This window comes from Acinetobacter endophylla, assembly GCF_053543775.1.
On record NZ_JBLVOM010000130.1, the window covers coordinates 1 to 1226 of the forward strand.

The 1226-nt window shown below is 36.7% G+C and carries 2 protein-coding genes; both read right to left on the bottom strand.

What is annotated here, in order from left to right; genetic code table 11:
• Positions 1-86: 86 nt before the first annotated feature.
• Positions 87-443, bottom strand: a complete 357-nt coding sequence (locus tag ACNPNW_RS05920) for a hypothetical protein (RefSeq protein WP_086044479.1) — start codon at positions 441-443, stop codon at positions 87-89.
• Positions 444-656: 213 nt separating this feature from the next.
• Positions 657-1226 (bottom strand): tyrosine-type recombinase/integrase (locus ACNPNW_RS05925; RefSeq protein WP_448766703.1); only part of this gene is annotated, 570 nt, incomplete at its 5' end.

The following is a 1226-nucleotide window of genomic DNA, read 5'->3' on the forward strand; positions in this document are numbered from 1 at the left end:
AGCGGCATCCCACTGCTTAGTTAGCTGATCTAATTTAGCAGTAGCAGCTTGTAATTTAGCAAGGGTAAGTTGCAATTCTAAACGACTCATAGGAAGCTCCTTTGGTTAAGTTCACGTACATGACGCTCTAGATCCTCTGTATGACCAGATTCCACAGCTTCAACGATGTCTTGTACATGTTTTACATATTCTTCTGCTTTAAAAGTTACATATCCAGCTTGATTAAGATTTTGCATAAGACCTGAAATCTCTTGCATTTGTTTCAAAATCTCAGTCAGAGTAGGATTTTCTTTTCTAAGATAATTAATATTTAGGGATTTACGACAACGACTTAAAACAATATTTGCTGCACTTAAGATTTTGTCGTAAGCATCATTCACAATTTCTTCAAGACCTAATCTTTCGTCGTCGGTCAAGTCTTCAAGTTTTACACCATGAATCATGTCTATATCCTTTATATTAGGTCAGCTGCACAAAAGTCAACCAGGTTATCCACAGATAACAAAAATATATATAACTTTTCCTATCTTTTCAGATAAAAAATTAGGGGAATTATTTCCCCTAAGTTAAAGCAGGCCACATTTTATACATTATATGCAACAATCACAACATTAATTTAATATTCTTAAGAGTGTTTTAATTCTTCTTATTCAACATCAAAAACCTTTCATATTTAATATTTTAGCCAGCTCAATATTTGCAGTTCCATCCATAGCATTTGAGAAATTTAATAATTCTTTTCGAATAATATCCAAATTCACATAGCGTTTAAGGCTGTTCCAGTCATCGTGGAGCGTATATTGCTGAATCTGAGGGATAGTCAGTCCCTGTTCTGCCAAACGTGTAGCAGCCTCATGCCGTAGGTCATGGAAGCGTAGGTCATCAATACCTGCTTGTTTCTTAATTTTCTGCCACTGCTTCGCAATATTGTTTTCATGGCATGGAATCAGCATTGATTCATCACCGCCACGTTTAAGCATACGATTACGGATCTCTGGCTGCAGTAGCAGATCAATAATTTCTAATGCCTGGTCTGACACTACAAACCACTTATTATTCGTTTTCTTGGTCGGATGTTTCACCGCTTCCAGGTACCATTTTTTGTGTTCACGATCAAAGTTTTCAATCTTTAAACGCGACAATTCCCCTAGCCGTCTACCTGTATAAATATCCAGCCACATGATCAGATGAATAGGCACACTGGAATGATTACGCAGATGAAAGTC